We start from the raw sequence: 25,716 nt of genomic DNA, 5'->3' as shown, positions 1-25,716 counted from the left end.
ACAACCAAAGGTCGTTATCGTTCAAAGACCCTACCTTTGCTCTGTTGCCGTTGTAGCTCTATTCGCGGTATCGCTAGCACCCACTCCCTAGCAGTGCGCCCACCTTTGTGGTACGTTTGCAATATCCGCCTTGTTCCATAGCTTATCACGATTAGCCTTTTTATGACTATAGGTGGAAATGCTATACAAAAAAAGCTGAGCAATCGCCCAGCTTTTTTTAAATACAATTTTTATTTAAAGCAATTGAATATCAATTTTTTAATCTTTTAAGACGGCTACCATTGCATTGGCAACATAGTCAATGTTACTGACGTTGAGGCCCGCCACACACATGCGAGAGTTGGATACCATGTAGATGCCAAACTCGCTTTGTAGGCGTTCGACTTGTTCAGGCGTCAGTCCGGTAAAGCTAAACATGCCGTTTTGACGAGTAATATAGTCAAAGTTACGGTTAGGAACTTTGGCCTCTAACACAGACTTTAGCTTCAAACGCATGGCTTTGATACGATCACGCATCGCATAAACTTCGCTAATCCATTGCTCATGTAACGCCTCGTCATTCATGACGATATCGACTACACGGCCACCATGTGATGGCGGGCTTGAGTAGATACGGCGTACTGTCGAGTTCAGCTGACCGAAGACGCGCTCAGTCTCATCAACTGTCGGGCAAACGACTGATAGACCACCGACACGCTCACCGTATAGTGATAAGTTTTTAGAGAATGAGTTACTGACAAATACGGGCAGACCCATATCGACGGCTTTACGAATCGCGTAAGCATCGCTGTCCATATCTTCGCCAAAGCCTTGGTAAGCGATGTCCATAAATGGAATCAGCTCGCGCGCTTTAATAACGTTAAGCACTTGATCCCACTGCTCGCGGGTCAAATCTAGACCGGTTGGATTGTGGCAGCAAGGGTGCAGCAAGACCACATCATTCTTATTTAAAGCTTCAAAAAACTGAATCATCTCATCAAATCTGATGCCACCAGTAGCGGTGTCGTAGTACGGGTATTTACCCACTTCGACATCAGAGCCTTCAAAGATGGCAATATGATTGCCCCACGTCGGGTCGCTGACATAGCACTTAGACTGCGGGAACCATTCGTGGATAAATTCTGCACCGACTTTTAACGCACCAGAACCACCAATAGTGGCGATAGTCGCGACTAAACCGTCTTTTAAAATCTGTGCGTCTTTGCCGAAAAGTAGCTCTTGGCAACCTTTACGGTGTCCTGGTAAGCCTGCCATTGGCAAATATGGACGAGGCGCAATAGGGTCAGCAATGCGCTGCTCAGCCGTTTTGACACAGTCGAGTACAGGCATAACGCCATTTTCATCATAATAAATACCAATGCCTAGATTGACTTTGTCTGGGTTGTTATCTGCTGAAAATTTGTCCATTAATCCTAATATTGGATCACCAGCGTAATAATCGATACGTTCAAACATTTGTTTTCCTTACAAGAGATATGAGTTGAGGCGCTAAAAAGCATAAACCAGTTTTGTGATTAACTCAACGTTAGATTCCGTTATCCTCATTAATTAACGCATTTTTTTCTTACCTACAAACTTTTGAATTCCCTTTCAACTTGATAGTAACTGTAATGGTCAGTATCAAGCGATTGCTTAGACAATGAGCTTTAAAAGCTCTGTAAGTCATCAAAGTGGGTGGCAAAGTAGCGCTGCAAAAAATGCTTAAAAGCAATGCTCGCCGGTGAAAGTGCTCGAGATGAGCGTTGATAAATGAAAAACCGGCGCATTTTGACAGGTTGCGCTAGCGGTCGCATCTGTAAACCGTTGGCGCTTACCCAGTCTATCACTTCTGGCATGTAGGGCAGACACAAAGTAATACCAAAACCTTGGCGAGTCATCTCAAGTGCCGTCGACATAAAATTCACTTTGTAACGCGCCTGCTGAATATGGTTGACGATATTTTCATCCAGCTCAGTGGTCAATTTTTCAAGAAAAGGGCCTTGTAGCGTGATGAGTGGAATGTCAATCAAGTCTTGCCAAGTGACTTCATGTTTTTGCGCCAACACATGGCTATCAGGCATTACCACACAAAACGGTAATTGATATAACAAGTCTGCACGGATGTCATCTTCAGTTTCCATAAATTCAAGCTCAGTACCGATTTCAGTACCGACCTCAGTACCGACGCCTAAATCCACTTCAATGTTTTGGATATGCTCAAGGACGTTTTCTGCTGAGCAATCTAATAACGACACGCTGATATCTGGATAGTCTTTGGCAAACTGCGCAATGACCGCTGGCATAGAAGAAGCAGCAAACTGCGATACTGCCAATCTTACCTGACCTTGCGCCAAGTTTGTCAAACTGCTTGCTTCATTTTCAAACAGTTGCATCTCGTTCAAAATGCGCCGAGCTTGCGGCAATAAATGATGACCGACGACTGACAACGACAACTGGCGTGTGGTGCGATCAAATAACACAATACCCAAGTTAGATTCGAGCTCTTTGATCAATCCACTGACTGCAGATTGGGTTAAATGCATCTGGTCGCTGGCACGGGTAAAACTGCCGTTGTCAGCGACTTTGATAAAAGCGGTCAATTGGCGGATACTGATATTCATAAGTAAACCTGATAAATAAATCATAAAAAACAATTAGTCTTATAAATCAAGCTAATCTAATATAAATCAATCGTCAATAAGAATTATTGATTCAAGCTATTTTTTAGCATTATATTTTTACCGTTTTTTATACCACCAATTGAAATTAAGGATGATTACAATGTCAAAGTTAAAGGCAGATTTATTTGAAAACCCAATGGGCCTAAACGGGTTTGATTTTGTTGAATTCGCCTCAACTCAACCTGACGCCGTCGAAGCACTGTTTAAGCAGCTTGGCTTTGCGCATGTAGCCAACCACAGATCTAAAGACGTCGCTTTATTTCGTCAAGGTGACATCAACCTCATATTAAACCGCGAGCCAAAAAGTCAAGCCAGCTACTTCGTTGAAGAGCATGGCGCAGGCGCTTGTAGCTTGGGCTTTCGCGTACATGATGCTAAAAAGGCTTACGAGTTAGCGATTGAAAATGGTGCTCAACCAGTAGATGTACCAACAGGGGTTATGGAACTTAGGTTGCCAGCAATCAAAGGTATCGGCGGCTCACTTATTTATTTGATTGATCGTTTTACTGATGGTAACTCAATCTATGATATCGACTTTGAATATCTGCCAGAGGTTGATAAACATCCTGTTGGCCATGGTTTTAAAGTTATCGATCACTTAACCCATAACGTTTATCGTGGTCGCATGGCCTATTGGGCAAACTTTTACGAGCGTATCTTTAACTTCCGTGAAATCCGTTTTTTTGACATCAAAGGTGAGTACACCGGCCTGACCAGTAAAGCGATGACTGCGCCTGATGGCAAAATCCGTATCCCGTTAAATGAAGAATCAAAGCAGGGCGGTGGACAAATCGAAGAGTATTTGATGCATTTCAATGGTGAAGGTATTCAACATATTGCTTTAGCCAGTGATGATTTGTTTGCCAGCATTGATAAGCTAAAAGCCGCTGGTATCCCGCTCATGACGGCGCCAAATGAGACTTATTACCAGATGCTTGATGAGCGCTTACCGGGCCATGGCGAAAATGTCTCTGAGCTACAGATGCGCGGTATCTTGCTAGATGGCACCACTGAAGGCGGCGCACCACGTCTACTGCTACAGATTTTCTCTGAAACCATTTTGGGTAGCCCCGTATTCTTCGAATTCATCCAACGTAAAGGCGATTACGAAGATGGTTTTGGCGAAGGTAATTTCAAAGCATTGTTTGAATCAATCGAGCGTGACCAAGTACGTCGCGGCACGGTTGGTCAGCAAGAAACTGAAACGCCTTAGTTTTAGAGTCGTTGTTGTAAATAGGCTCTAAAGCAATAAATGGGCAAGGCAAAGGGAATTTGTCTTGTGCTTATTAGCCTGCTACCTACTAGTATAGTCCTGCTTATAATAGTGATTATAAACTATGATATTTAGGGTTAGTAGAGCAAAGTCATCAAGACAAGTTACTGCTACAAAGGTAATGGACGATCTGCAATAAAAGGAATATAGGCATGGAACGCCTACTATCTACAAGTGCTACTGATAAAAAGCAACCTTACGTGTCGCATCAGCCAGATGCTACTGGTCATATTCATTATAGTGACGATGAGCATGCCATGTGGCAAGCGCTGCTTGCGCGTCAAGCCAAACAAATCCCCAATCGTGCCTGCCCAGCTTATCTAGAAGGTTTAACTAAGCTGAATCTATCGCCCGCACGTATTCCGCAACTACATGATATTGACGAAGTTTTGCAAGCAACGACCGGTTGGCAAACTGCTGCTGTCCCTGCATTAATCAGCTTTGGTAAGTTTTTTAAACTGTTGGCTAATAAATCCTTTCCAGTTGCGACTTTTATTCGTCGATTCGATGACATGGACTATATCGAAGAGCCTGATATTTTCCATGAAATCGTCGGTCATTGCCCAATGCTGACCCATCCTGCGTTTGCGACTTTTAATGAGACGTACGGTAAGCTTGGACTAAACGCCAGTAAAGAAGAAAGATGGTTTTTGGCACGGCTTTACTGGTTTACCATCGAGTTTGGTTTGGTTGGAAAGACGCAAGATAGCCGCCGTATTTATGGCGGCGGTATCTTAAGCTCACCTTCTGAAACCGTTTATGCACTCAATGACAGTTCTGAGCAGCAAGCAGAGACCCAACAGCAGGCACAGCCAGAGCATCGCGCATTTGATTTACTCGATGTACTACGTACCGCTTATCGTATCGATCATATTCAGCCGATTTACTATGTCATTGATGATTTGGATACGTTATTTGATATTGTCGATAGCGACATCATGGGAGTCGTCAAACAAGCCATGTCATTAGGGTTGTTTGAGCCAACTTACGCTGTCGAAAGCACTTAATAAAAAAATGAATATATATAGTTGATTTATTTTAAAACCGGTACGAGTGCTACTGGATTAAATTTTTCGTAGTCTCTGTCACGCTTGCGAACAGCAAGCAAGAAAAATTTATAACAGTAGCACGTGGCTATTTACTTTATTACGATCGTATCGATTTTATATAGAACTGCCTATAACTTATTTTAAGAGTAGTAAAAAAGCATAAACACGGACGTATAATCACTAAAAATAAATAGTTAAAAAAGGACATTATAATGACTACATTATCACAAGCCAGCTGTGAAGCATGCCGCATTGGCGCACCAACGGTCAGCGATGCTGAAGCACAAGAGCTATTACAACAAATCCCAGATTGGTCATTGATTGAAGTTGATGGCATTAAGCAATTACAACGTCAATATAAATTTAAGAACTTCGTCACGGCGATGGCATTTGCCAATCAACTGGCAGACATCGCTGAAGCAGAAGGGCATCATCCTGGCATATTGGTTGAGTGGGGCAAGGTTACGGTCACTTGGTGGTCACATAGCATTAAAGGACTGCATCGCAATGACTTTGTTATGGCAGCCAAGACCGATACTTTATTGGATAACTAATGAGCGTAGCAATCAGTATTGCAACTCATTAAACTTACGACCCTCAACGCCAACCCTAACGCCAAAATATTATGGCAACATAAGGATGTGTTATGCCACCACAAGTACTTACTGAGCTATCTCCTAAGGTAGCTTTTATCATTGCTAGCGTTGTCATTGCGATTATGGGTGTCACCATGATCGGCTTTGGCTGGGTTCCGCACCTATCATTAATGCTTGCTATTGCTGTGTTGTTGGCACTAGGTATGTTCAAAGGCTTAAGCTTTGAGAAGATGCAGGAGCAAATGTCTTCAGGCGTCGTTAGTGGTATTGGTGCTATCTATTTATTGTTTTTTATTGGATTGCTAGTCGCCGCTCTCATGATGTCGGGCGCTATTCCCACCATTATGTATTATGGTTTTGACCTCATTTCACCGCAGTATTATTATATCTCTGCCTTTGTCTTGACCTCAATTATTGGGGTGGCGCTAGGCAGTAGTTTGACCACGGCAGCGACGATAGGCGTGGCCTTTATTGGGATGAGTAATGCTTTTGATGCCAACGTCGCTATCGCTGCAGGTGCCATCGTTTCAGGCGCATTCTTTGCTGATAAAATGTCTCCTTTATCAGATACTTGTACGCTTGCTTCTTCTGTCGTAGGTATTGATTTGTTTGAGCATATTCGCAACATGATGTATACCACGGTGCCCGCGTGGCTCATTACAGCAGGACTGTTTTGGTACTTCTCTGGGCAGACAGGTACTGGCAATTTAGATCAAGTTACCCTATTACAGTCGCAGCTTGTCGATAGCGGCTTAGTCCATGGTTATTCAGTGCTACCGTTTGTTGTGCTAGTTGTATTAGCGTTATGCCGAGTGAATGCCATCTATACCATCATTTATACGATTGCTAGCGCTTTAATCATTACCTATTTGCACAGTACACCCAGTATCGGACAGTTAGGTAATTACATGTTTGGCGGCTATGCGCCTGCCGAAAACTTGGAGCTGGGCGAAGTAGGCGGTATGATCTCACGTGGTGGTATGCAGAGCATGTTCTTTACGCAGACTATTGTGATATTGGCATTGAGTTTAGGTGGTTTATTGCGTGCCTTGGGTATTTTGCCTGCACTATTATTAGGTATCAGAGATATGCTGACCAGTTCAGGGCGTGCTATCTTTGCCGCCGCTATGGCAGCCTTAAGTATCAACGTCTTAATCGGTGAGCAGTATCTAAGTATCTTACTATCAGGTACTGCCTTTCGCCCGACGTTTGAACGCTTGAATTTGCATCCCAAAAACTTATCGCGCACGATTGAAGATGCCGGTACGGTTATCAATCCTTTAGTACCTTGGAGTGTATGTGGTGTATTTATCAGTCAGGCATTAGGTGTACCAGTGCTCGATTATCTACCTTACGCTTTCTTTTGTTATCTATCGCTACTATTAACGATATTGTTTGGCTTTACAGGAATAACGATCAGTCGCAAAGATGGAACGAGTGTTCGCAAGCATGAAGCGAAACAAGCTGTTAGTTAAGAGGTATGGCTAAATAGTTCAGTAGGTTTTATAGTTTCCTCACTATAAAAAGTCATCATAAGAAATTAACTCATTGTGCTTGAAGTATTTTAAAAAGAATCACGCTAATATTCAGCGTGATTCTTTTTTTTGATAAAGTGAACAATATATCTAAAAGTTACTGAATAAGAGATAATGTATTCATAGATTTCGAGGCACTAAAGACACTTAAAAAAGTGAATTTAGCCTCTCTTATCGCTTTGTAGTAACCTGTGCTTTTGCAGTAACCTATAGCTTTGTAGTGATAAAGATCTAATAAAGCTCACTTAAATGAAAAGGCAGTCCTGAATGACCAATAATAACCCATATAACCTTGTACCCTTGACGCCTACTGGCAGAAATGAGACCAATACCGCCAATACTTATTCGCCTGAAGACATGGTTCAGATATACGAGCAACAATTTCTTACCGAAGTACCTGAAGATAAAATCACAGAGTTTTTGCCTTTTTTAAAAAGCTTTTATGACATTGATGACTATACGTTAGATGTCAGTGCGGTCATTTTTGAGGCCATCGCTGATTCCTGTATTATTTATAATCATAAAGTCAAAGTGGGGCGTTATCAGATATTAGAGGGATTGGTAAAAGAAGAGATTGAGGAAGATGAAAACTATAAAGAGGACGAAGGCTCTGAAGACAGACAGGAACAAGCCTATACACTAGAATGTAAGCGTACTTTTTTTATCAATGATGTAGAGATGCCTTATCGTTTTAATTTGTTTATCCATGGGGATAGTTATTCTACGTTAACCAAGAGAAATAGTTTGTTAGAAAAAATCTACTGGTTTGTCAGTGATGGATTTGAAGAGCATGTATTAGGCAACCCTGAAGATACAGAAAGCTTAGCGTCTATTAACGAGCAACTGGTAAGCTTGGGTATTCGGGAAATGGATCTGACGACCATACATGAGTTAGTTGACTATGTAGAAGACAGCATCATAGATGATGACATGGTGGAAACGCTTAATAAAATATTAGATGATGCTGAATAGTATGATAGATATAGAGTTAAGTTAGCTTGAATCTAGGGTAATTAATACACAATTTTTTATTAAAGAAGGTCTTACCTACTAGGTAGGGCTTTTTTTGCACCTAAAATTTAGTGGTGTCTATTTTGGCAACAACTGAACGGTTCTAAATGATTGCTCTAAGCATATTTAAGATATCATAAATAGGAGGTAATAAAAAACCCTCACAATCTATAGACTGTAAGGGTTTCGTATATGGTACCGGTGGTCGGACTTGAACCGACACGCTTTTAAAGGCAACGGATTTTGAATCCGTCATGTCTACCAATTCCATCACACCGGCGTGTTAGGTGATAAAGTTTGTACTGCTAAACATTATCGAATTGGGCTACAGGGTTAACTCTGTATAGGCTGCGTATTATAGCAGCCTATTTTTGAGCGTCAAGAATTATTTATTATATTTTGCATAAAAAATTATATTTTAACCAACGAAGGCACGCTCAACCGCATAATCCGCTTGGACGCCCATACGTGGTGAGACGGTCAGACCAAAGCCATCCAAAATCGCTGAGACTTCCGCATTAAAAGGCATGCTACCGCATATGAGGACACGATCATCGTTTTTATTAATAGGTGGTAAGCCAATATCTTCAAAAAATTTGCCAGATTTCATTAGGTCGGTAATACGCCCGGTGTTTCTAAATTCTTCGCGAGTGACAGTCGGATAGTAAATGAATTTTTTACGGAACTCTTCACCAAAGATTTCATCATTCGGTAGCTCGTTTTCGAACATATCACGATAAGCCAAGTCACTGACACCGCGCACACCATGTACCAAAATTACCTTTTCAAAACGCTCGTAGACTTCAGGGTCACGTGCTAATGCTAAAAATGGCGCAACACCAGTACCAGTTGACAGCATATAGAGGTTTTTGCCCGGTAATAGATCGTCTAATACGAGAGTACCCGTTGGTTTTTTACTGACCAATAATTCGTCGCCGACTTTGATATGTTGCAAACGCGACGTTAATGGACCGTCTTGCACTTTAATGGAGAAAAACTCTAGATGTTCTTCATAATTAGGACTGGCAATCGAGTAAGCGCGCAACAACGGCTTGCCATCAACGACCAAACCAATCATCGCAAACTCGCCATTGCGAAAGCGTAACCCATCGTCGCGAGTGGTCTTGATGCTAAATAGTGCATCATTCCAATGATGAACCTCTGTAACCGTTTCGGTGCGGAGTTTTGACATAAAGTCCTCGTTAGTAAGTGATAATCTGTATCAGTCAATTAAAATAGCTATTAAATAAATAAGTATCAAATAAAAATCTTCAATGATAGATTTAAAATGCTTCAAGTTAATAGCGTGTAGAGTCTATTTAGTGGCTTAGCCTATCGCGTCAACCGTTATTTTAACATTATTATTCAGTATTATGAGGTGATAGTAACGCCCATAAAAGCAAGATTTGAAGTCATTGTTTTATGAATGCAAGCCATTCTCAATAAATTTCTTGCTCATCATAACAAACTTTAAAATAAAAATCCGTCTAGCTGCCTTTCTATAGCATGATAAAATGGAATATCGTTAGCGAGTTATTTTGTATGATTCGCCAAATTTAGTTTGTATAGCCCTTATTTTTTAGTATAAATAACGGTTTCGCTTTTTTGGATTTGATTTATGAATTGTCAGACTGATTCGCTTATGAGTCATCATACGTCACCGATTATCGGCTACCATCATGCGCCGCTTTCACAAAAATTTGGCGCACCGAGACAGCCAAATTTGGTTGCCTTAACCAGCGTGATTGAAATGATTGCGCCTTATAATACGCCTGCAGCCTTTATTGGTTTGGCAGATTTTAGCCATATTTGGATCAGTTGGCAGTTTCATCATAACTATCTAAATAAAGAAAAACAGATAAAGAAAGACGAGCCGGCTAATGATGACAGCCAGCTTAATAAAGCCAATAGCAGCTTTCGTGCGCAAGTGCGACCGCCACGCTTGGGCGGCAATCAAAAAATAGGCGTATTTGCCAGTCGCAGTATGTATCGCCCCTCAGCGCTCGGACTATCTGTGGTTAAGCTTGAAGCTGTTGAGATTGTAGAAGGTCGGGTGTTACTTATCATTAGCGGTGCTGATATGATAGATGGTACGCCAATTATCGATATCAAGCCCTATGTAGCTTATAGTGACGCAGTACCTGATACAAAAAGTGGCTTTGCGCCAACTGCTCCAGCATTGTTGACTGTGACTATCACTGAGCCTGCATATGAGCAGTTTTTGCAATTCATAGCCGACCAAAGTGCCAATAACGAAGAACAAAACAATAATAAAAAACAAAATAATAATGAAAAACAAAAGAGTTATGAAGAAAAGAAAGACAGTAAAAAAGATACGCGTACTGTAACAGCAGTCATTGATAAGACAAAAAAGCAATTATTACTATCTGATTTTGACGTTATAAAGGCATTAATTGCGCAAGATCCGCGTCCTGCTTATCGTCGTAAGGAGATAAATACGCCATTTGTTATGCGCTATAAGTCTATCGATGTGAGCTTTCAGCTGATAGCGTTGGGTGAGTTACAGATAACGGCAGTAATAGAAGTATAAGGAATACCAGCTAACACTATCAGCGCTGAAACGACTTAAATAATAAAAGAAGAAAATTATGCCTGCTCAAAAGTACTCGATAGTGATTGATTTGCGTTGGTGTCTCGATGAATTGTTAGCAGATAAAGTCATCGATCAACGTGGCTATAATCTAGTGATTACCAGCCGCCGCAATAAGGCGCAGCATCCGCTACTGACTATTAGTGAGTTTGGCTTACCAAATGGTCATGCGCTTGATAATAATCCTGAGGATAAATTGACGCTGGCATGGCTCAATCAATGGTTAGCTGCCAAAGCAGATATGCCGCTTGTCCGTATTGACCCGTTAAAGGTTGATGTACCAGCAGTGACGCAGTTGATGTCGTTTGAATATGCACGCTCACAGCATATTTTGCCGATTGAAGTGACGCTTAATGAAGTCGTTATCGGTACCGACCAGCCTTTTTATACCGACTGGCACGCCAATATTGAAAAACTCATTAAGTCAAAAAGCTATCGCACGGTATTTATTAACCCTGAGCAAATCAATCGCTATCGGCAAGAGTTTTATCAAGTCACGCAAGCGATTGCTGGTGCTAATTCTATTCATAAACGTGCAGCGTCTGATATTACCAACGTCGAAGCACTATTGCAGCTCGGCGATAATACCAATCCCGATGCCAATGACCAACATATCGTTAAGGTGGTCGATTGGCTGTTGCAATATGCCTTTGAGCAGCGCGCCAGTGATATTCATCTAGAGCCACGACGAGAGACAGGTAAAGTTCGCTTTCGTATTGATGGGGTGCTACATAGTGTCTATGAGATGCCACTGGCGATTATCGTGGCGGTGACGGCACGTATCAAAATTTTGGGACGGCTCAATGTCGCCGAAAAACGTAAACCGCAGGATGGACGATTAAAAACGCGCACACCAAAAGGATTGGAGACTGAGCTGCGTTTATCTACTATGCCTACTGCGTTTGGCGAAAAGCTAGTCATGCGAGTATTTGATCCTGAGGTACTGGTACGCTCCTTTGCGCAGCTTGGCTTGTCTGGCAAGCAGTTAGAGACGTGGCATGAGCTGACAGCTCATCCTAATGGCATTATTTTGGTGACAGGCCCGACGGGTTCGGGTAAAACGACCACCTTATATAGTACCCTCAAGCAATTGGCGACTGAGCAGGTGAACGTCTGTACGATTGAAGATCCGATTGAGATGATTGAGCCCGCCTTTAACCAAATGCAGGTCAATCCAGGGGTGGATTTGCACTTCGCTGATGGTATTCGCTCTTTGATGCGCCAAGACCCTGATATCATTATGGTTGGTGAGATTCGTGATGCTGAAACCGCTAATATGGCAGTGCAAGCGTCCTTAACGGGGCATTTGGTGCTCTCAACCTTGCATACCAATGATGCGCCAAGCTCAATCACGCGTCTACACGATTTAGGCATTCAGCCGTTTTTGACATCAGCGACGATATTGGGCGTGATGGCGCAGCGACTGTTACGGACATTATGCCCGCATTGCAAACAAGCAGTAAATGTCACTGCAGATAGTGAGATTGCCATTCAATGGCAGGAATTGGTACAACCATGGCGCGCGCCCGTGCCCGCACAAATATATAAAGCGCAGGGCTGTGAGCACTGCCGCCATACGGGTTATCAAGGTCGCGTTGGTCTATACGAGATCATGCCATTATCAAATGAGCTAAAAAAACTGGTCGCTGCTGATGCAAACTTGGACGTACTTAAGCAGCAAGCTTACCGCGAAGGCGTACAGCCACTGCGTTTATCTGGTGCAAAGCGCATTAGTGAAGGGCTAACGACCATGGAAGAGGTCATGCGAGTAGTGCCTCTGCATTAGTGGCAATTCTGTATTAAAGATAGGTTTGTTAAACATTACTTGAAAAGTGCGTTCTTTAGAGCAATGAAGACTATTACCAACTTGATTTCTTATCACAATAATTTCATGTAAAAAACTATTATTAAAAAGCCACTATAACGAGATTGTTTATGTTTACTGATAGCCACTGTCATCTTAACCGTTTAGATTTAACCAAGTACGACGGTCAATTGTCCGGCGCGATTGCTGCGATGAAAGAAGCCAATGTCACGCGAGCGATGGCGATTATGTGTGATTTTGCGGAATATGACGAGATTGCCAATATCGTCAAGACTTATGGCGATGAAACGTTAAATCTCGGTATGAGCGTCGGTATTCACCCTTGTGAAGACATCAGCGTTTTACAATCAGCGACGGTCGAGCGTCTGATAGAAACTGCTAATGCCGATTATGTGTGGGCAATAGGGGAGACGGGGCTAGATTATTACTGGTCAACGGAAAATAAAAAAGCGCAGCAAGCCAGCCTTGCGCGTCATATACATGCCAGCCAAAGCCTAAAAAAACCGCTGGTCGTCCATATGCGTGATGCCAAAGAAGATACGATTGATATTCTAAAAGCAGAAGGTGCTGAGCATGGCATTATTCATTGCTTTACCGAAGACTGGGAAACGGCAAAACGCGCCTTGGACTTAGGGTTTTATATCTCATTCTCAGGTATCGTTAGCTTTAAAAGTGCACAAAATATCAAAGATGCGGCAAAAAATATGCCTAGAGACAGAATATTGATCGAAACCGACAGTCCCTACTTAGCCCCTGTACCCAAACGTGGCAGACCTAATGAGCCTGCCTATGTACCCTACGTCGCCAGTTGTATTGCAGAGATGTATGGCTGTAGTGCGGAGGAGGTTGGTACGCTGACTGCAAAAAACTTTGAGAATTTACTAGCACAGTATCACTAAAATGGTTATGCTATGACCACTCAGTCATTTATTATAAGTTGTGGCGATTTTATGCGCCATGCAATGGTGTGTTAAATGTAACCATATGATTATAAATGATTATTTAGCAAACATACGCATATTCCTCTATTGTGGTCTTCGCGCATCCTTTGTATAACTTCATACTCTTGATACCGATACGCCAATGCAAAATGTGGTCATATGCATGATATTGTCAAGTTTTAGGAGAGATTATGAGTCGTCAGCATCAATTCAAGATACGAGAAGAGAATATCTTAGCAATGGCAGAGCAATTGCTACTTGAGTCAGGCGATGGTGATATCACTTTAGACAGCTTGGCAGATCAGCTTGATTTGGCTAAAGGCACACTTTACAAGCATTTCTCTAGCAAAGATGAGCTTTATTTGCGTATTATTATTCGTTACGAAGAACAGCTGTTTGAGATCAATCGCATTGACGATTGCCCATCGGCAGGTGTCGCGCGTATGATTTTTCAGCAACTGTTTAATCCACAAAAAGCGATGCTACTCAATCAAATCGAAGAGCGGTTAGCCGCATCAGTGACGGGTCTTAATCGCTTGTTTGGTGAGCTTTATGATATTCGCCGTCAGCGTATGAAGCGTTTAATCGATATTATCAGTGCTTATCTAAAGGACGAGCACAGCAGTTTGAGTACGCGTGATTATTTATCGTCTATTTGGGCGATGGGTCAGGGCGGTGCTGGGCTATTGAACTCAAGCTTTTATCAGCGTTACTTAGGACGCCGTGATACTTTGCGCTATGCCTTTGTCCAGCAAGTGTTAGAGCTGCCTAGCCATTATCCTGCCGCTGATGATGAGGTAATGGATGAGGATATGCAGGAATTGGTAGAGCAAATTGATACCGAGTCAGAAGAACATCGTAATGCCAATTATTAGGTTTTTACTATATCTTGAAAACCGTGAGTAGCTATTTTATAAAAATCTGTGTTGTTATATTCTATATGGCAGCACATTAACCTTTATTTAACACAGTCAATCATATCTATCGTTCTATATATCACCCAAAATATACCGTCATTTTAAGAGAGTGACGCCATTCTAGATGACCTCTGTATGTCAAAACCCTCATCACCAATAACACATCATCATACGCAGGCTGGTTTTACACTGGTCGAAATCGTAGTAGTAGTGGTTATTTTGTCCATATTCGCTGGCATGATGAGCCTGTCAGTGGGTAGTAGTGAATCGCGTAAAAATCGCGCTTTTTATGAGCATCTGACTGATTCATTGAGCTACGTTAGGCTGTTGTCGGCGGAACGTATGCAGCCAATGGGTTTGAGTCTACAAGCGAATAAGCAAGGTCAAGTTACCCCTGTTATTGTCACTCTATCCAATCCTTATGTTGCTTATCAAACGGACGCTTCCACGTCTTCTAGTAGAGACAGTACACCTAAAAACTCAATGGAGCTGTCCGCTGATTTATCCAGTATGTCTAGTGCGATTGAAGATAAATTACCAACGCCAAGCTGGGAGGTTGAGTCAGAAGTTACCTTGCCTGAATTGCCTGCTGGGGTGAGCTTAAATGTGCAAAGCCTAGATGCTGGTAACGTCTCAAGTACAGGACAAACACAAGCGCTGCAACCTTGGTTTACAGATCAAACGGTACCGCAAGTATTATGGTTTGGCACAGGGCAAGCAGCGCCGGTGACCATTGAAGTGCGCCATAATTCGCGTTTGGTGGGTGAAGTCATTACGATTATGCCAGATGGCAGTATGTCGATAGGGCAAGGGCAATAACTGATGATGAATAATGAGAAAGCCAAACCTACCTATATAAACCGAAAGCCAACTCTATCAAAGTATGAAAACGGATTTACCCTGATTGAAGTGATGGTTGCTCTAGCGATTTTAGCGGTCGTTGCCGTTGCTGCAAGCCGTGCCAGTAGTGCTTATCTGAGCTCAGTCGATATATTACGGACGCGCACGCTTGCACATTTTGTTGCGCAAAACGCTGCAGCTGATTTACGGATTCAAGATACGTGGCTGACTGCTAATCGCACCCAAACGATTAATGCCCAAGGTCGTGATTGGCTAGTAAAGATGACAGTCTCTGATGCTATTACCCCTGCATTAAAAGAGGTGAATATCGCCGTTGCTCCTATTATAGATGGTCAGACGCGTACGGTAGTGACCGATATCAATATTATGCTAAGTAACGCTGAGCAAGATATTGGTAGTTTGGATTTGACCGACTCAAACCCAAATGGAGGTAGCCTGTGAAATCGCAGCATGGATTTACCTTACTTGAGCTGATGGTCGCCATGGCGATATTTGCGATGTTAGCAGTGGCAGGCTGGCAGGTATTTGATAGCGTTAATCGTGCTCGAGAACGTGCGCAATTTCATGCGGATAATTTAGCCGTTTTACAATATGCTTATTTGCAGCTACAACAAGATATGGGGCAAATCATTCCTTATCAAGCATTAAGCACTCAAAATGCCAATGCTTCAAATATCAATAATTCAAATAATAGTGCGAATGGTAGCAGTCAAGAAAATGCGCCACAGCCTGTGCCTGAACCTTTTATGAGTTTGGATGGTGAGCATATCAGCTTTGTCCGTTTTGCTGATCCTGACCCCCGTTATCAAAGTAGTCCTAGTGTGCAGCACGTCGAATATATTTTTGCTGATGAGCGCCTCATTCGCCGTCAATATACCAGTATAGGCGGAGGTAGTGATAGCATCAGTTTGGATAGTATTTTGCTTGAAGGCGTGACAGCGGGGCGCTGGCAAGCCTATTTGCCAGAAATGAGTACAGAATTCCCTAATAAAGACAGTAACAATACCAGCGCCAATACCCAATCTGGGCAAGGAGCAGCTTCAGCCAATGCTCAGCCTAAGATCGTACTATTACCAAAAGGTATTGCCATCAATTTTACTTATCAAGATATGCCGATTACTTGGCAATGGGCGCTTGCTCCTCAGCCAATACCGAATAGCAGTGCCAATAAAAATAGTGCTCCTAATAATGCTAACGGCAACGGTAATAGCAATGATAGCGATAACAACAGCAGTAGTGGCAATAACGATACCAATAATGATAGTAGTAACGGCACGAGCAATAATAATACAGCCAATGACAATGTAGACAATAATAATTCAGGGAACAAGATTTAAAATGCGCCATTTGGTCAATAATAGAGGCGATTTATGCCAAGCATGCCAGTTATGCCAATGAAAGCCGACTCTCAGCGCGGGGTAGCGCTGCTCACTATTTTGTTATTAGTGGTAAGCATTACGGTGGTCGCAGGAGCAATGCTTGCCAGCCAAAAAATTGCCATTAGACGCAGCGGTTTACTGTTTGATCAAAATCAGCTATTACAAGATATCAATGCCGGTCAGCAATTAGCCGTTACGATGATTCGTGCTGACGCTAAGCTGAATGACACCGATAGCGAGCAAGATATTTGGGCACAGCCTATACCTCTTTATACGTTGGGTCTACATAGTATTGGCATTGAAATGCGTGACGAAGCCAGTCGCTTTAATATCAATAATTTATATCATAATGGAGCCGTTGATGCTGTAGCCTTAGAAGTATTCCAAAGGCTTTTAACCCAATTAAATTTGGCGCCAGACATTGCCATTGCCGTCCTTGATTATCAAGATGCGGACAGCGAAGTGTATCTTGATGGCGGTGATGAAAGTACGGTTTATGCTCAGCAGTCCAATAACTCAGCGGATAAAAACTTACCCAATCAATCATTGGTCAATATTGACCAGCTGCAAAATGTGAAGGGTGTAAATGCTGAGGTATTGGCGGCGCTACGACCTTATATCACAGTCGTGCCGTATTATTTACCTATTAATATTAATACAACAAGTCCAGTCTTGCTTGCTGCTCTGATAGACGGCGCAACCAGCCAACAGATGCAAACCGTCGTCGACCTAAGAGCAAAGCAAGTATTCGAATCTATCGATGATATATGGCAATTGCCAATGTTGAGTGCTTTAGATGAAAAGCAACGAAAAGCACTAACGCCATTGCTAGCGGTTGATAGCCAAGCTTTTATGGCGCTTATCACTGCCACTGATAATGCAGATATTGGGCAAGCAAGGCAACGTTATGCAACTATTATGATTAGCAAAACTGCAGCCAACGATGAGGTGGAAAATAACAATAGCAGTAATGATAGCGCCAACAATGCTGATAAAAATACTAAAAGTGCTGACAATAAAAAGCCCAAAGACGTTAAAGTGGTTTCCCAGCGCCTTTGGGCATTTCGACCAATTTTTTAACGCTTATTCTTATAGTTTAAACGCTACATAGAGAAGTCTAAACATAAGCTAGTAAGCGCCAATCGGAAATATCGTCTTAATCGCTTAAATGCGTTTCTTCAGTAGACTTCCAATTATAAGCGCCATAAAACAACATCTGTGCTTGGCGCGTGCAATTGTGTAGCATGAGCTGCTTCTTATCTTCAATCTCAGCCAAATCAACTTCATCGTCATGGTCTTCAGTATAAGACAGCTCTAGCCAATCAATAATCCAAGAAAAGAACATATTAACCCCAGCCTCAGCCAGTAGCCTACGGTCATAGGTATTAATATGGGTAAAAGCAGGCTGGAGCGCCAAATCTTCTGCTAAGCTTTGACCATGCTTTTTGATAAGCTCATTGATGGCTTTACGTACAGCGTCTGAGCCGCCATAGCGCTCACTGACTAAAAACTGCCAGTAGCAGGGCTGCTCACTGACCATATATAAAAACAGTTGAATGCTTTTAGCAATTTGACGCTCGAAGCTGCGTTTGCGCCCAATATGTAGGCTCTCACTTAAGGTTGCTAGCGTACCGCCCAACTCCTCGATGACCAAGGCGCGACCGAGTGATTCCATATCATCAAAATGGCGATAAAATGCGGTCGGTACTACGCCAACCTCACGCGTGACCTGTCTGAGGCTGATAGAGCTAAAAGACTGTCCTGTCATACATAAATCGAGCACCGCATTAAAAAAAGCGTGCCGAGTTTGAAGTTTTTTTTGTTCGCGACTGCTCATAATATTTCAAAATTACCAGATAGATGTCTATCATACTCATTTCATTGCAAAAATACGAATGAAATACGCTTAAATGTAGCTTTTAAACAACAGTCCCCCAATGTCCTTGCAGCTCTTGGGCTAATCGATAAGCTTCATGGTCATTCATGCCGGTTATAAAGTCTAAGACATTAAGCATATTTTGATAAATATCAGCCGATAAAATTCGGTGATGTTCATCAAGATGTGGTTTTAGCAACATTAATAATCGCTGCTGCTCAAACGACATTGGCGCGCTAGGATGATTTGTCCAAGTCAGTGGCATAAAAGCATCTAGCAAGCGATGCAGGCATTGATTGGCCATTAGCTCCATGCGTACTTTGCTTGGGTGGTTAAAGATTTTATCACGTGCCAATTCTTTGGCTTGGGTAATACCACTTTGAACGGTCGTATCACAATGCGCAAATAAACTGCCTTGTAATGTACCCGCCAGCATCGCATCACTATTAGTCACAAAGGCATCTGTTACCGCATTTACTAAGCGCATCATCGCTCGTGCACGTAGTGACGCCAGATGTTGCCTGACTGACATATGCGCAGGCAAGCTGATAATGCTAGGACGCTCGCCAATGAGCTCATAAAAGATAGCAGCCACCTCAGTGTAGGTGAGCATATTCAGATTGATACCATCCTCCAAGTCTATCAGTGCGTAGCAGATATCGTCAGCGGCTTCCAATAAGTAGGCGAGAGGATGACGGGCAAAACCATCGTGTTGCTGCGAGCGTGGTAGACTTAAACATGCTGCTAATTCTTCTAATTGCGCGGCTTCACTATAAAAGCAGCCAAATTTTTGTACATTGCTAATAGGTTTAGCTTGATGAATCTCGTTGCTATGGGTCGCCAGCCAAGGGTATTTCATAAATGCCCCTAGAGTGGCGCAAGTTAAGCGCATACCGCCCAAATCAGGGTGGTGTTCATTACGAGTTAATATACGAAATCCTTGGGCATTACCCTCATAAGCCAGCAAGTCTAATTGCTCATTGCTGCTCATATTTTTCAGAACTGCTTGCCGTTCAGAGTGCATAAACCAATCACGGATGGCGTACTCTCCAGCATGACCAAAAGGCGGATTGCCGATATCATGCGCAAGACATGCCGCTTGGACAATCACACCGACATCAGCTGGCGTGACACCGTCAGGTAAACCACCTTCTAATTTATCATGGAGTTTTTCTGCTGCCATTACGCCTAAAGAGCGTCCGATACAAGAGACTTCAAGTGAATGCGTTAAGCGTGTATGAATGCCCAGTTGATTGGTCAGTGGATGTACTTGGGTTTTTTGATTCAGCTGACGAAAGGAGTGCGAAAACACCAGTCTGTCATAATCTTTATGGAAAGAGGAACGTGCGCTGTCTTGAGCGGGGGCTTTTTTATGACTGCCCAAACGCTGCGCACTAAATAGTCGCGCCCAGTGCTCAGCTGGACTGCTTGGTTTATCAAATTGAGTACTCATAAATCATAGTCCACTATTCGTCATTATTATTTTAAACGATTTAAGCTCTTTTAAAAATTTTGGATGGGTAAAGGGTTTGTGCTTACCATACTAAAATCAAGCGCATAAAAAAGCCAGCATCGAGGCTGGCTTTTTAGTAGTGATATGCTAAGACTGTGTAAGTAAATAATTAAGCTGGAAAACTATTAAGCCATTAACCTAGCTAATTGTTTCAGCACTTAAGTATTTAAAATTAGACGTTAAAACGGAAATGCATCACATCGCCATCTTGCACGATATAGGTTTTACCTTCTAAGCGCGATTTACCGGCAGCAGCAGCGCCTTTTTCGCCATTGTGTTCGATAAAGTCGTCATAAGCAATCACTTCGGCACGAATAAAGCCGCGCTCAAAATCTGTATGAATCACGCCAGCTGCCTGAGGTGCTGTTGCACCTACGGCTACTGTCCATGCGCGTACTTCTTTAACGCCAGCGGTAAAGTAAGTTTGCATATCAAGCAAATCATAACCACCGCGAATGACTTGATCAAGACCCGCTTCTTCCATATCCATCTCAGCCAAGAAGTCTTTTTTATCATCTTCATCAAGCTGGGCAATCTCAGATTCAATTTGATTACATAGCGCGATAACGATAGAGTCTTCACCAGTGGCATAGTTACGCACTGCATCAAGATAGGGATTATTCTCAAAGCCATCCTCAGAGACGTTGGCGATATACATGGTAGGCTTAAGGGTAATGAGACCATAACTTCTGATCAGTTTTTTCTCATCAGCATCGAGATTGGCGGCGCGTGCGGCTTGACCTTCTGCTAATAATGGTTCGACTTTTTTGAACACATCAAGCATGGCTTGTGCGTCTTTATCGCCGCCTTTGGCTTTTTTAGTTAAGTTAAAAATAGCACGCTCAACCGCTTCTAAATCTGCCAATGCCAATTCAGTATTAATGGTTTCGATATCATCAATAGGGCTGACGCGACCATCGACGTGAACGACGTTGTCATCATCAAAGCAGCGCACCACGTGAGCAATTGCATCGGTCTCACGGATATTGGCCAAAAACTGGTTGCCCATGCCTTCGCCTTTTGACGCACCAGCGACCAAACCTGCGATATCAACAAACTCCATCGTCGTTGGTAATACGCGCTCAGGATTGACGATATCAGCCAGTTTTTTGAGGCGTAGATCTGGAACAGGCACGATGCCAGTATTGGGATCTTTGGTGCAAAATGGAAAGTTTTCAGCGGCGATTCCCGCTTTGGTCAAGGCGTTAAACAGGGTGGATTTACCCACGTTTGGTAGGCCGACGATGCCGCAATTAAAACCCATAGTAGTCTCTCAATATAGTAATAGAATCAATTAGCTTAAAACTTAATGAAATGTGAAATCAAAATTGGGCGTATTGTAGCAAATTTAACCCAATATGGGTGAGGTTGTTATGCTAGATATTTGGATTTTTACCACTCATTATCAACCACGTTTAGTGCTTTCATTATTATGCTAAGCTACTATCTGTAAATCATAATCAAAGCCGTTTAGCTATCATCAATAGTTTAGGGCGTGTCCCTAATTCAGTTTGCAGTGGATCATAGTACAAGCCAGATATAGCATAGATTTATAATTTCGTGCCAGTTTTTCGTAGCGAGTCGCAATACTACGAAAGTGTTTTAGCTTTGCAAATGTGTTTTCAACCAAGTGTCGTAGCTTATATAAATAGTGATCAAACGCTAGGTCTGGTTGCTTAGCGTTTTTTCTTTTAGGGATGACAGGGCTTATGTTGTCTTGCTTTAGCCTAGTTCTAATGGTTTCAGAATCATAAGCTTTATCAGCAATAAAGTAGGTCGCATCCGTTAGCATCTCTATAATGTCATCTACCGCTTGGCTGTCGTGGACATCACCCCCAGTGATTTTAAAATCAATCGGGTTTCCATGCGAATCGACGGCGAGATGAATCTTAGTGGTGGTTCCACCTCGTGACTTTCCGGTAGCTCGAAGCTCTCCTCGTCTGGCGCCGCTTGAATGCTGGTGACAGCGGATGTAGCTTCCATCTGCGAATACCCACTCTTCATCAATACTTGCTCGTAGGTCAAAAAAAATTGCTCCCACAACCCCTTTTTTGACAACCTATTAAAGCGATTGTAGGCAGTTTTCCATGGACATAGCTCACTCGGTATATCACGCCACGGGGCGCCCGTACGAAGTTTCCACAGTATGGCTTCCATGACTTGTCTGTCGTTTTTCCAAGTATGACAGCCATGAGCTTTCATGGTACTTTGGAGTTGTTCCCATGTATTATCAGTGAGCACTGTTCTTGCCATATGTAGAGGGCCATGTTTGAAATAGTCTCTATATTTTAAGGCTTTTGAACTTACTTTTCCAGATTAGGGACACGCCCTAGTAACAGCATAACATTTCATTCCGATATCTAGACCCATGCGTACAGATTAAACGTCTGTTTATCTCATTTATTCCGTATGCTAATAATAAACTGCGCTACAAACAATATCAAAGGCAATCGCTCATAATGACCACCACAATTTTTGCTACACACCATTATAATTATCCGCAAAATTTCATCGAGATGAAGCCAAAGCTTACGCGTCTTGAACAGGCGATTAAGAAGCTCGAAGCCAATTTGATGGATGCTGATGCTGAGGTGTTAGGGCAAAGGCTTGCCAGTCATTTAGGGTTACAAGTTGATTATGCCAGTGAGCTCAACCCCAACCAACTCTTAGCCGCTACAACTATTGAGGGCAAGGTGTTGGTCATTGCTGGTGCAGGCTCCGGTAAAACCAAAACTCTGACGTATAGAACCAGCTATCTGATAGAAAACGGTGTGTCGCCTAAAGAGATTTTATTACTGACCTTTACCCGTAAGGCGGCCAATGAAATCAAAAGTCGCGCCAAAACCTTATTGGCAAATACAGTTTCTTTTAATAAACGGGCGAGTGACAGCGAACTAAATAGCAAAGTGCTAAACGATATCACTAGCGGCACATTTCATTCTTTTTGCAACATGTTATTGCGCCAATATTCAGGGCTGCTTGGTATCAATCCGCGCTTTACTATTTTAGATACGGGCGATAGTGAGGATGCTATCGATTTGATTCATAAAGAAAAAAATTATCCGATAAAAATAACCAATCAAGCGTTTCCGCGCAAAAAAACCTTGCAAAATATCTTTTCAACCTCCAGAAATCGGCGTATTCATATCCGTGAGTTGATTGAAAGTAGCTATCCTGATATTGCCGTACACATTCCTATTATTGAGCAATTGGCGGTTGATTTTCATCAGTATAAGCGCGCCAATCATTTATACGATTTTGATGACATTATTAGTCAAGTAGTACGTCATTTAAAGAGCAATGACACCTTTCGGCAGCTGCTACAAAAGCAATATCGTTACATCATGGTGGATGAATATCAGGACACCAATATCCCGCAAAAAGAGTTGATTGACCTCATTTGTGCACCTGCATCGGTGTCGTTAATGGTCGTCGGTGATGACAACCAAAGTATTTATGCGTTTCGCGGTGCCAATTATGAAAATATCTTATTGTTTGGAGAGAGTTATCCCGAAGCGAAACTCATTAAGCTTGAGCAAAATTATCGCAGTACCCCAGCTGTGCTTGATTATATCAATGCTTTGTCCGCACAAATCACGCTAGGTTATCAAAAGCAGTTGTACTCTGCGGTATCCATCGACGGATTAAAGCCTGTATTTCGCCGTTTAAGCGATGAAACCAAGGAAGCACGATATATCGCTGATAAAATTATAGAATTGAAGTCCGACTACGATTATCAAGACTTTGCCGTCTTGTGTCGAACGTCTTTTCAATCCAACTACGTCCAGCTCGAATTTATGGAACGTCATATTCCGTTTATCGTGGTGGGCGGCATTCGGTTTATTGAAAGACGCCATATCAAAGACGTTTTGGCGTTTGTCAAAATACTTTATAACCCCAACGATACCATTGCATGGCATCGTATCTTAACCTTGTTTAAAGGGGTGGGGGCAGTCACTGCAACGCGATTGACTCAAGCAATCAATGCCGATAATAACTCTTTTGAGCCGTTGATGATGGCAAATTTTGCCAAAAAAAGTACCCAACTTGAGCCGTTGTATAAAATGCTGAGCAAAGCCAGTGAAGCAGAATCTGTCGAAACCATTATCGAGCTGGTTCTTGAGTTTTATATGCCAGTTTTAAAAATTAATGAAGACAATTGGCGTGAGCGTAGTGAGGATTTTCGCGTCCTCAAAAACTTAGCAGCAGAGCATGATAGCCTTGATAAGTTTTTAGAAAATTTGGCTCTTGATCCACCTAATGACTCAGTGGCGACCGCAGGCGATCCTGAGCAAGGAGAGGAAAGTAACGATAAGGTAACCATCTCTACCATTCATAGTGCCAAGGGGCTTGAATGGCCAGTGGTATTTGTGAATTCATTGGTCGATGGTATGACGCCGCATTACCGCTCACTAAGTGATTTTGAAGAGTTGGAAGAGGAGCGTAAGCTGTTTTATGTGGCCTGTAGTCGCGCTAAGAATAGATTGTTTTTAACGGCGCCAGATTACTTCTCAAGCTATTCAGGGTATTTCGATAAAGTATCACGATTTATCGCTGAGTTACCTGCTGATAAGGTAATGGTCGAGACCAGAAAAAAGGCTATAGATGAAAATGATGATCCAGTGTGGTGGTGAGTGGTTTTTCATATTCATAACGATGATATTTGGAGGCAGCAGGTTTTGTATAAGCAAATAGCTAAAGTTTTATTAGTCCCAATTATTGCTTCAGTCAGTGGTTTATCTGCTTTAGCTGCTGAGGATTGCATACCGCCAAAGAGTAACTATAGTAATATTCAATGTACTGATGATGCTCAGTTATTTGTTGCTTATGATGACGATTATCGTCCACAAGCGCTACTCAATAAACAAGGTAAAGTAACAGCCAGTCTCAAAGCTTTTGATAAAGTTCAGGCGTGGTTATATAGTGATGGCTTTATGCCTGTTTTAAAGAACGACAAAGTCGGCTATATCAATGCGCAAGGTAAACTGGTTGTACCTACTATTTATGATAATTTAATCGGCCCTGATGACAAATACAATGAGGTTTGGGCGAACCCTGTTTATCAAGGTAAAATTGTCGTTGGTAAAGATGGTGCATATGGTGTAATCGATACTAGCAATAAAGTTATTCTCAGTTTTGAAAATAACTACGTCATGATTGATCCTTTCAGCAATGATAGGGCGCCTGTTTATGACTTTAATACTGAATTATGGGGTCTTATAGACACTAACGGTAAAGAAGTTGTTGCCCCGCAATACGACGGTCTGGATGGTCATTTGGGTGGACACTATGGTTTTCATGAAGGCCTGCTCGGTGTAATTAAAGATGATAAATGGGGGTTTGTTACCAAGACGGGAGCTGTTGCTGTTCCTTTCATTTATGATGAAATCAGACCTTTTAGTGAGCAGCTCGCTGGCGTGCGCAAAGGTAAGAGTTGGGGCTTCATAGATGGTGCCAATAGAACTGTTATTCCTTTCAAGTTCTCGGACGATAAAGTACAGAGGATGAGTGTTACTTCTTTTGGCGCAACGTATTTCAATTTTAATAATGGTACGGCACAGATAGAAGAGAAAAATGATGGTACGTCTGTCTGTATTAATAAGTTAGGTAAAATAGTGGCTTGTAGTGAATGGTGATTATTTAAGTTTAAGGAGTTAAGAACAGAAAAA

22 protein-coding genes and 1 tRNA gene are annotated in these 25,716 nt (G+C 42.3%); 15 read left to right on the top strand and 8 right to left on the bottom strand.

Features of this window, described 5'->3' with window-relative positions:
* Positions 1-258: 258 nt before the first annotated feature.
* Both DABAL43B_RS09200 and DABAL43B_RS09195 read right to left on the bottom strand, forming a co-directional pair.
* The gene (locus DABAL43B_RS09200; protein ID WP_079692092.1) at positions 259-1,455 is read right to left on the bottom strand and encodes an aromatic amino acid transaminase; all 1,197 of its coding nucleotides are present in this window, start codon (positions 1,453-1,455) and stop codon (positions 259-261) included.
* Positions 1,456-1,646: 191 nt separating this feature from the next.
* Positions 1,647-2,600 (bottom strand): LysR family transcriptional regulator, encoded by a 954-nt coding sequence (locus DABAL43B_RS09195; RefSeq protein ID WP_079693087.1) that lies wholly within the window; start codon positions 2,598-2,600, stop codon positions 1,647-1,649.
* Between the two features lie 160 nt (positions 2,601-2,760).
* Between DABAL43B_RS09195 and hppD the strand changes: the two genes are divergently transcribed.
* The 5 genes from hppD to DABAL43B_RS09170 all read left to right on the top strand — a co-directional run bounded on the left by hppD (position 2,761) and on the right by DABAL43B_RS09170 (position 8,085).
* On the top strand, positions 2,761-3,873 hold the full coding sequence (gene hppD / locus DABAL43B_RS09190; RefSeq protein ID WP_079692091.1) for a 4-hydroxyphenylpyruvate dioxygenase: 1,113 nt from the start codon (positions 2,761-2,763) through the stop codon (positions 3,871-3,873).
* A 212-nt stretch (positions 3,874-4,085) separates the two neighbouring features.
* Positions 4,086-4,940, top strand: a complete 855-nt coding sequence (gene phhA, locus DABAL43B_RS09185; protein WP_079692090.1) for a phenylalanine 4-monooxygenase — start codon at positions 4,086-4,088, stop codon at positions 4,938-4,940.
* Positions 4,941-5,194: 254 nt separating this feature from the next.
* A complete protein-coding gene (locus DABAL43B_RS09180) occupies positions 5,195-5,536 on the top strand; it encodes a 4a-hydroxytetrahydrobiopterin dehydratase (protein ID WP_079692089.1) in 342 nt (113 codons plus the stop codon).
* Between the two features lie 92 nt (positions 5,537-5,628).
* Positions 5,629-7,053, top strand: coding sequence for a Na+/H+ antiporter NhaC (gene nhaC, locus DABAL43B_RS09175; protein WP_079692088.1), 1,425 nt, complete (start codon positions 5,629-5,631; stop codon positions 7,051-7,053).
* 327 nt (positions 7,054-7,380) lie between these two features.
* Complete coding sequence (locus tag DABAL43B_RS09170) at positions 7,381-8,085, top strand: hypothetical protein (RefSeq protein WP_079692087.1); 705 nt, start codon at positions 7,381-7,383, stop codon at positions 8,083-8,085.
* 232 nt (positions 8,086-8,317) lie between these two features.
* Here DABAL43B_RS09170 and DABAL43B_RS09165 read toward each other — a convergent pair.
* Together DABAL43B_RS09165 and DABAL43B_RS09160 are read right to left on the bottom strand one after the other, a co-directional pair.
* Positions 8,318-8,404, bottom strand: a tRNA-Leu gene (locus DABAL43B_RS09165).
* A gap of 138 nt (positions 8,405-8,542) precedes the next feature.
* Positions 8,543-9,316: a ferredoxin--NADP reductase gene (locus DABAL43B_RS09160; RefSeq protein ID WP_079692086.1), complete on the bottom strand. Its 774-nt coding sequence runs from the start codon at positions 9,314-9,316 to the stop codon at positions 8,543-8,545.
* Positions 9,317-9,742: 426 nt separating this feature from the next.
* Between DABAL43B_RS09160 and tsaA the strand changes: the two genes are divergently transcribed.
* From tsaA to gspK, 8 genes are all read left to right on the top strand, one after another.
* Entirely contained in the window at positions 9,743-10,675 is a 933-nt protein-coding gene (gene tsaA / locus DABAL43B_RS09155; RefSeq protein ID WP_079692085.1) for a tRNA (N6-threonylcarbamoyladenosine(37)-N6)-methyltransferase TrmO, read from the top strand.
* Between the two features lie 58 nt (positions 10,676-10,733).
* Positions 10,734-12,521 (top strand): GspE/PulE family protein, encoded by a 1,788-nt coding sequence (locus DABAL43B_RS09150; protein ID WP_079692084.1) that lies wholly within the window; start codon positions 10,734-10,736, stop codon positions 12,519-12,521.
* A 149-nt stretch (positions 12,522-12,670) separates the two neighbouring features.
* Complete coding sequence (locus DABAL43B_RS09145) at positions 12,671-13,459, top strand: TatD family hydrolase (RefSeq protein WP_079692083.1); 789 nt, start codon at positions 12,671-12,673, stop codon at positions 13,457-13,459.
* A gap of 233 nt (positions 13,460-13,692) precedes the next feature.
* Positions 13,693-14,376 (top strand): TetR/AcrR family transcriptional regulator, encoded by a 684-nt coding sequence (locus DABAL43B_RS09140; RefSeq protein WP_079692082.1) that lies wholly within the window; start codon positions 13,693-13,695, stop codon positions 14,374-14,376.
* 177 nt (positions 14,377-14,553) lie between these two features.
* Entirely contained in the window at positions 14,554-15,237 is a 684-nt protein-coding gene (locus DABAL43B_RS09135) for a prepilin-type N-terminal cleavage/methylation domain-containing protein (protein WP_079692081.1), read from the top strand.
* 3 nt (positions 15,238-15,240) lie between these two features.
* Positions 15,241-15,720: a type II secretion system minor pseudopilin GspI gene (gene gspI, locus DABAL43B_RS09130; protein ID WP_079692080.1), complete on the top strand. Its 480-nt coding sequence runs from the start codon at positions 15,241-15,243 to the stop codon at positions 15,718-15,720.
* Positions 15,717-16,616 carry a type II secretion system minor pseudopilin GspJ gene (gene gspJ, locus DABAL43B_RS09125; protein ID WP_079692079.1) on the top strand — a complete coding sequence of 300 codons (900 nt, stop codon included), beginning with the start codon at positions 15,717-15,719 and terminating at the stop codon, positions 16,614-16,616. The genes gspI and gspJ overlap by 4 nt, the downstream gene beginning before the upstream one ends.
* 33 nt (positions 16,617-16,649) lie before the next feature.
* Entirely contained in the window at positions 16,650-17,738 is a 1,089-nt protein-coding gene (gene gspK / locus DABAL43B_RS09120; protein ID WP_079692078.1) for a type II secretion system minor pseudopilin GspK, read from the top strand.
* Between the two features lie 76 nt (positions 17,739-17,814).
* Here gspK and DABAL43B_RS09115 read toward each other — a convergent pair whose 3' ends face one another.
* From DABAL43B_RS09115 to DABAL43B_RS09100, 4 genes are all read right to left on the bottom strand, one after another.
* Positions 17,815-18,495, bottom strand: a complete 681-nt coding sequence (locus DABAL43B_RS09115; RefSeq protein WP_079692077.1) for a TetR family transcriptional regulator — start codon at positions 18,493-18,495, stop codon at positions 17,815-17,817.
* An 82-nt stretch (positions 18,496-18,577) separates the two neighbouring features.
* Positions 18,578-19,987 carry a deoxyguanosinetriphosphate triphosphohydrolase gene (locus DABAL43B_RS09110; RefSeq protein ID WP_079692076.1) on the bottom strand — a complete coding sequence of 470 codons (1,410 nt, stop codon included), beginning with the start codon at positions 19,985-19,987 and terminating at the stop codon, positions 18,578-18,580.
* 232 nt (positions 19,988-20,219) lie between these two features.
* Positions 20,220-21,311 (bottom strand): redox-regulated ATPase YchF, encoded by a 1,092-nt coding sequence (gene ychF / locus DABAL43B_RS09105; protein ID WP_079692075.1) that lies wholly within the window; start codon positions 21,309-21,311, stop codon positions 20,220-20,222.
* Between the two features lie 237 nt (positions 21,312-21,548).
* Positions 21,549-22,300 (bottom strand): IS5 family transposase gene (locus DABAL43B_RS09100; protein WP_197684655.1). Its coding sequence is split into 2 segments (ribosomal slippage): positions 21,549-22,072 and positions 22,072-22,300, totalling 753 coding nucleotides; the frame shifts between segments, so codons are not numbered across the junction.
* A gap of 206 nt (positions 22,301-22,506) precedes the next feature.
* Here DABAL43B_RS09100 and DABAL43B_RS09095 point away from each other — a divergent pair.
* Complete coding sequence (locus DABAL43B_RS09095; RefSeq protein WP_079692074.1) at positions 22,507-24,681, top strand: ATP-dependent helicase; 2,175 nt, start codon at positions 22,507-22,509, stop codon at positions 24,679-24,681.
* Positions 24,682-24,726: 45 nt separating this feature from the next.
* A complete protein-coding gene (locus DABAL43B_RS09090) occupies positions 24,727-25,683 on the top strand; it encodes a WG repeat-containing protein (RefSeq protein ID WP_145952526.1) in 957 nt (318 codons plus the stop codon).
* Positions 25,684-25,716: the final 33 nt, after the last annotated feature.

It is taken from the genome of Psychrobacter sp. DAB_AL43B (genome assembly GCF_900168255.1).
Classification (GTDB): Bacteria; Pseudomonadota; Gammaproteobacteria; order Pseudomonadales; family Moraxellaceae; genus Psychrobacter.
This window is presented reverse-complemented; position numbering and strand designations above follow the sequence as displayed.